6 protein-coding genes are annotated in these 6,733 nt (G+C 27.5%); all 6 read right to left on the bottom strand.

Annotated features, from left to right (window positions below):
- Positions 1 to 51 precede the first annotated feature (51 nt).
- Complete coding sequence (locus tag L992_RS12070) at positions 52 to 2,985, bottom strand: type I restriction endonuclease subunit R (RefSeq protein ID WP_047396546.1); 2,934 nt, start codon at positions 2,983 to 2,985, stop codon at positions 52 to 54.
- Between the two features lie 24 nt (positions 2,986 to 3,009).
- On the bottom strand, positions 3,010 to 3,639 hold the full coding sequence (locus L992_RS12065; RefSeq protein ID WP_052193995.1) for a hypothetical protein: 630 nt from the start codon (positions 3,637 to 3,639) through the stop codon (positions 3,010 to 3,012).
- 89 nt (positions 3,640 to 3,728) lie between these two features.
- Positions 3,729 to 4,055, bottom strand: a complete 327-nt coding sequence (locus tag L992_RS12060; RefSeq protein ID WP_047396540.1) for a nucleotidyltransferase family protein — start codon at positions 4,053 to 4,055, stop codon at positions 3,729 to 3,731.
- Between the two features lie 42 nt (positions 4,056 to 4,097).
- Complete coding sequence (locus tag L992_RS12055; RefSeq protein ID WP_047396538.1) at positions 4,098 to 5,222, bottom strand: replication initiation protein; 1,125 nt, start codon at positions 5,220 to 5,222, stop codon at positions 4,098 to 4,100.
- A 312-nt stretch (positions 5,223 to 5,534) separates the two neighbouring features.
- Positions 5,535 to 6,041: a hypothetical protein gene (locus tag L992_RS12050; protein WP_047396536.1), complete on the bottom strand. Its 507-nt coding sequence runs from the start codon at positions 6,039 to 6,041 to the stop codon at positions 5,535 to 5,537.
- A partial coding sequence (locus L992_RS12045; RefSeq protein ID WP_197053434.1) for a restriction endonuclease subunit S occupies positions 6,042 to 6,733 on the bottom strand: 692 nt, incomplete at its 5' end.

The following is a 6,733-nucleotide window of genomic DNA, read 5'->3' as shown; positions in this document are numbered from 1 at the left end:
AGGATTCTGTTTTCAATGGTTTTTTTATATTCACTTTTTCTTTGCAGAAAGTTATATGTTTATTTTACAACAAACAGTCAACTCTTTTGTTATCTGTACCAGTATATCGTCACCTAGCATCTCTTTTACTTTTTCATCACGAGTTAAAGCATCATAAAAAGCTACCTCATCCTCTGTTAAACCAAGTGAGTCACCCTCTTTATGAGTCTCCATAAACTCTTTAGCCATCTTTATAAGTTCTTCCATTATCTCTAAACTTGTTAAAGCCTTATTTCTATATGAACTCATAGCCTTTTGAAGTCTTTCTGAAAACTTTTCAGCCACCACTAAATTTTTTCTACTAGAGTATTTAATCTTACCCTCTATTAACTTTCTTAACATCTCAACAGCTAGGTTTTTATACTTTATCTTCTCAACCTCTTTTAAAAACTCATCTGAAAGAATAGATATATCTGGATTATCTAGTCCTAACTGTGAATAAACATCTATGACCTCTTCAGATATAATTGTCTTAGCCATAAGTGAAGCTATTTTTTCATTTATCTGAGCCTGAGTTAATTTTTTAGGATTACTCTTATCCTCTGTTTCTAACTTAATAACACTAGCTTTAACAGCTTTAAAGTAACTTATCTCATCATTTAAAGCCTGTCCATCACGAGTTGTTATACATAGAGAATGAGCCTTAGCCAACGCTAAAACATTATCGATAAATCTTTTCTTAATTCCAGGTTCATCATTTTCGAAACCTAAGATGTAATCCATACCCTCTATAATAACTCTAGCACGATCTAAAGCACTATTACTTTTATATTTTGAATAATCAAAGTGATGGAATATCTCTTTTACAATCTCATAGTGTTCAATCATAAGAGCCACCGCTTTTTCTGTATCTACTCCTGTGCACTTTTGATCATTTGGTGTATATTGTCTTAACGCTTTTTTAAGTGCATCTCCTATTCCAATATAGTCTACAACTAAACCACCAGTTTTATCTTTGTATACTCTATTTACCCTTGCGATAGCTTGCATTAAGTTATGTCCTACCATAGGTTTATCAATATACATAGTATGCATTGATGGAACGTCAAATCCAGTTAACCACATATCACGAACTATAACAATCTCCAACTCATCATTGTCATCTTTCATTCTATTAGCAAGCTCTTCTCTTTCCTGTTTTGTTGTAAAATGCTGTTTAAACTCCATAGGGTCTTTACTAATATCACTTGTCATAACAACTTTTATTTTACCTTTAGTTTTATCTTCACTATGCCATTCTGGTTTTAAACTAACAATCTCGTTATATAAATCCACACATATTTTACGAGACATAGCTACAATCATACATTTACCAAAAGCATTATTTCTTCTCATCTCCCAGTGTTCTATAAAATCCTCTGCCAAAGTTCTTATTCTATTTTGAGAACCAATAATAGCTTCCATTTTTGTAATATCTTTTTTAGTACGTTCAACAGTCATTTCCTCTTGACCTTCCATAATCTCTTCAAACTCACCATCAAGTTCAGATAAAACAGGATATGGAATATCTAATTTTATAAATCTATTTTCATAATAGATTTTAACAGTAGCTCCATCTTCAACAGCTCTCGTCATATCGTAAGTATCTATATAGTTACCAAATACAGCAGTTGTAGATTTATCATCAAAGTCTATAGGCGTTCCTGTAAATCCAATATAATTTGCATTGGGAAGTGCATCACGAATATGTTTAGCGTAACCATATTTACTGTTTCCATCTGCATCCATTTTAGCATCTAAACCATACTGTGATCTATGAGCCTCATCAGCTATAATATAGATATCATTTCTATTACTAATAATCTCTACAATCTCTCCAGATTTAGGAGCAAACTTTTGTATTGTAGAAAATATTATTCCTCCACTACTTACATTTAGTAGTTCTTTTAATCTATCTTTATCATCAGCTTGTTTTGGTGTCTCCACTAAATAGCTCCCAGCTTTTGAAAAAGTTCCAAAAAGTTGATTATCCAAGTCATTTCTATCAGTTAAAACTATAACTGTTGGATTGTTAAATTTTTTAAGCAGTTGCCCTGTATAAAATGTCATAGTTAGAGATTTTCCACTACCTTGAGTATGCCAAACGACACCAATTTTTCCATCATTGCTTCGAGCATCTGCTGTCTTTTCCAGTGCTTTTTTTATAGCAAAGAACTGGTGATACTGAGCTAATATCTTTATCTTTTCATTTTTACTTTGAAGAAACAGGATATAGTCATGAGTTAATTCCAATACTCTTTCTTTAGATAACATTCCACGAGTTAGAACCTCCATCATTAAAGAGTTAGTATCTGCTATTGTAACTCCATCAATACTTCTAAAGCTCATGTATCTTTCTTCATTTGATGATATAGTTCCAGCTTTTGCATTAACTCCATCACTTATAATGATAAAAGAGTTATATTTAAAAAGATCCGTAATCTCATATTTGTATCTTTCAATTTGAGTATAAGCCTCTTTTATACCTACATTGTCATTACTTAAAGATTTTAACTCTATAACTACAAGAGGTAGTCCATTGATAAATAGTATTATATCTGGTCTACGTTTAGATTTTCCAACTATTGTAAATTGATTTATAGCTTGAAACTCATTTCTTTTAATATTTTTAAAATCTATTAAATATATTTTTCCACCAGAACGTTTGTTCCCATCTTTATCTTTATACTCTCCTACATCTACTCCATTGACTAGCATATTATGAAACTCTTCATTACTTCTAATCAAGTTAGGATGTGAAAGTAGTATTACTTTTCTAATAGCTTCCTCTTTAGTAGAGGCTGGCATATCTTTATTTATGTTATAAACTGCTTCTCTTAAATTTTCCTCTAATACTACTGAATGGTAGTCATCTCTTTCTAATTTTCTACCATCAATACACTCCCATCCCAAAGATTCTAATATTTCAAGATAGGCTGCTTCTAATTCATCCTCTGTAAAATTCATCCTTACCCCCTCTAAATAAACTGTTTATCTTTTGGTTTTTTTTATAAATTTAAATTGTGTTTTTCCAGCTTCTATAAAATCGCTATAATCTATTTTATTTGGGTCTTTTAATTCTATTTTTGATTTTAAAAGCTTAATTATACCTTCTAAGTATTCTGAACTTTTCTCAATAGTTTCTTGTAAATATTTATAAAACCTATCTAAATCTGGTGGATAAATTAAATCAGTATCTGATTCAAATATTTTATTTTTTCCTTCTTCATTACAATAACTATTAATGGCTGTTTCTAATATATACAAATTTATGATTACGCTATGTTCTATTATATTAGAATACAATAGTTCGGGTCTCCATTCGATAGCTTTTTCTATTAATTCTTTTTTTAAATGACCTACATATTTATTTCTTAAGTACTTAAAAAATTCAATATTTTTCGATATTGAACTATATATTTTACAAATATCACGATTCTCACTATACAAAAATCTAAGTTCTAATTCAAAATCTGAAAAATTTGAGATAGAAATGAGCGTATTTTTTAAAATCAAAAAGAATTCTTTTTCAAAATCAATATTCTTACCAATTTTTTTTCCTTCAAGAATATCTTTGTTTATCAGCATAGCTTTTATATACAACATCCTATATTCTTTCAATTTTTCCTCCACTAAATTCAATCTCTCCACTCATAAGTTCAGGAAGAAAGTATCTCTTATTTTTGTTAGAGATTGAATTCCTTCTTGCTTTAAACATATATAATACTTCCTAATATTTCCTCTTTAACTTTTTCTTTATAATCTTTTACATCTGGGTTTTTAAACTTATAATCAAAAACACTTTTTTCAACTAAGTCTACTTTTTTTCCAAAAGTATTTTCTAACTCCTCTTGTAAAGCACAAAAATTTCTATACATACCTTTTTTAAACTCTATTTTAACAATTATATCTATATCACTACTATCAGTTTCTTCTTCTTTAGCATAACTTCCAAATAACCCAATTTCTAAAATTGAATATTTTTTTTTATCTAATGCTTTTAAAACAGATAAAATACTTTCTTTATTAATTTCCATTTTATCACCTCATTTTTGAATATTATAACATGAATATAGTTTCTATTTAATCCTCTTTTCTAGTTCTTTTAGAGCTTTCATATCGTCAATTACTGATAGTTCTCCAAATAGTATAATTCTTTCTCTTGTTGGAAGTTTGCTGTTTAATATTACCAGTGATAATCTTTCTTTTTCAATATCAAGCTCACTTTTTTCTAAAGCTTCAATTTCTGGTTCTACTATTCTCACAGGTTCTTTTTTAAGTTTTACTTTTTTAGAGTCTACTATATCTTTAATTTTAGAGTTTAAAATCTTAGAAAAACTTTCAATCTCATAATTATATTTATAAAGTTCATTTAGTCCTTTTATAATATCTGCTTCATCATACTTTAAAATTAATTTATTCATAGCTTTTTGTGAATAGACACTATCAACGTAAATATTCTTACGAGCTTTTAAAACAGCCTTTAAGAGCTTCTCAGACATACTGTTTTCTTCAACCTCAATAGTATCTTTATCTACTCTGACAAATTTTATTTTGTCCATTCTACGACCTAAACGCTCTTCAACAAAACCATATTGATATTTCTTATCAAATGAATTAATCTCATTCAAAGCCTTTTCTAAAACATATCTTTTAAAATCAGCATAAGTTTTATATTTGCTTCCTGTTCCTGTTAATTCTTTTAGTTCATCAATTGAAAAAATAGGAATATTAACTTTTTCATATTTCTTGAAAATATCGTAAAAAATAATTGAATGAACGCATTTAAATGCCCTTTTTTCAAGAAGTTTTATAGTTGTATAGTATAAATTTTCTTTCTTATCATCATCTTTTAACTCTAAACATTTAAAAATAGTTTCTGGTATTTGAAGAAATATTCCATTTTCTAACTTTTTAAATTCTGCTAATAGGTTAAAAGCGCCCCAAAGTTTTCCTCTAGCATCTCTACTTTCAATTCTTATTTGTTGCAAAGAATCCAAATATTTATAAATATCATCATGGTTATTTTCTAAATTAATAGCTTTCAATAATTCACTCATTGAAATAACTATTTTATCAACCTTCTCTTGTTGAAATTTATGCAGAATATAATCATAAACTAGTAATCCTTGAAGAGTTATAGGCATTCCTGTTATTTCTATTAATTGATTAGGTTTAAATAATGTTAAATCTTTTCGTTTCATAATTTTCCATCCTTAATAAAATAATTTTATCTATATAAAGAATATCATTTAATATGGAAAATTTCAAAAAAATTTTTCCATTAAAAAGATTTATCTTTCCATAATAAGGATTTATTTTTCCACCTTTAACACCAATCTTTCCATGTTTAAGATTTATTTTTCCATAGATACCCCACTTCGCCCATTGATTTTATTAAGGATTCAGAACCCGTAAATATTGTAAATACTGTAAATATTACAAACAAGAAAAAATTAAAAAAAGATTAAACTAAATTATACAATCTAATCTAATCTTTTTTCTTAATTTTATTTTTAAAATGGAAAATCTTCATCTGAAGAATATATAATCTTTGGAGTATAATCCTCTTCCTCTACATAATTATCGTATTGTTTTCTAAACTCTTCTAACAAAAAACTTTTTTTCAAAATATTATTCAATTTAGTTCCAGAGTAGTTGCTACCTAATTGATTTAATCCATTTTTTAAAACTTTTAAATACTTTTGCTTCATAGGTACTAAAGTATATAAAAGACGTTCTTCATATACAACAGTTGGATTATCTAAAAAAAATAGATTCTTAAATCCAAATAATTTCAACTCATTATTTTCTACTTTTTCCACTTTTCTAAACTGAATCTTATTACCATAGAACTCATTTTTATCAATAGGATTTATCTCTCTATAATAAACAAGAACACCATCACCATTTTCTAATTTGTCTAAAGATTTTAAAGGATTATTGTTTAAAAAATTCTCTATCTCTTCTAAAGTTAAATCTGAAACTTTAATCATTTTTCCACTACAACGATTACACTTCATTTATACCTCAATCTCTCCACTCATAAGTTTAGGAAGAAGAGTATCTCTTATTTCTGTTAAAATTTTATTTTCAAAGGAAAGAATACTTATTTTTTTCAATATTACTTTTAAATTAACATTTATTTCTTGATGAATTTTGATGGATGGAGCTACAAATTTCATCTCTTTAATAACAGCTGTTGATAAATTAACTTGGACACCACTATTAGCTTTAGATCTAATATTATTAATAAAATTATTAGAATTTGTTAAAAAGTATAAAAATGGATAATCAATACTTGTTTCATCTTTTATTTTTAAAATTCCAACACGCTGATTTATTAAAAATTCATTATCTATATCCATTAAAGCTGTATGACCTAGCAATGAGACATTAGCTTTCATATCTGTCATACACATTAACAAATCTCCATCTTTCGCAAAAAATTTTTTATATTTGCTAGCAACCTCCTTTGAAACAAAACTCTTTGTTTTTTCTTTACATATACCTCCGCCTTTTTTAATATTTCCCATTTTAAAAATACTATATCCATCTTCTGGTTTTATATCTAATAATTCATTACTTTTAAATGCACATCCATTAGAAAATTCAATAACATTACTAAGTTCCTTAATCTCCCATCCCTCTGGAATCTCTCCAAGTTCACTATCTACCATTTTTCCACCACTACTTCTATATGGCTCTCCATTCT

Origin of the sequence: Cetobacterium sp. ZOR0034 (assembly GCF_000799075.1) — a bacterium.
Classification (GTDB): domain Bacteria; phylum Fusobacteriota; class Fusobacteriia; order Fusobacteriales; family Fusobacteriaceae; genus Cetobacterium_A.
This window is presented reverse-complemented; position numbering and strand designations above follow the sequence as displayed.

Bases quoted from the DNA above. Each gene is read 5' to 3' on its own strand.
- L992_RS12070 (WP_047396546.1), bottom strand. From the start codon at position 2,985: ATGAATTTTACAGAGGATGAATTAGAAGCAGCCTATCTTGAAATATTA.
- L992_RS12060 (WP_047396540.1), bottom strand. From the start codon at position 4,055: ATGGAAATTAATAAAGAAAGTATTTTATCTGTTTTAAAAGCATTAGAT.
- L992_RS12055 (WP_047396538.1), bottom strand. From the start codon at position 5,222: ATGAAACGAAAAGATTTAACATTATTTAAACCTAATCAATTAATAGAA.
- L992_RS12050 (WP_047396536.1), bottom strand. From the start codon at position 6,041: ATGAAGTGTAATCGTTGTAGTGGAAAAATGATTAAAGTTTCAGATTTA.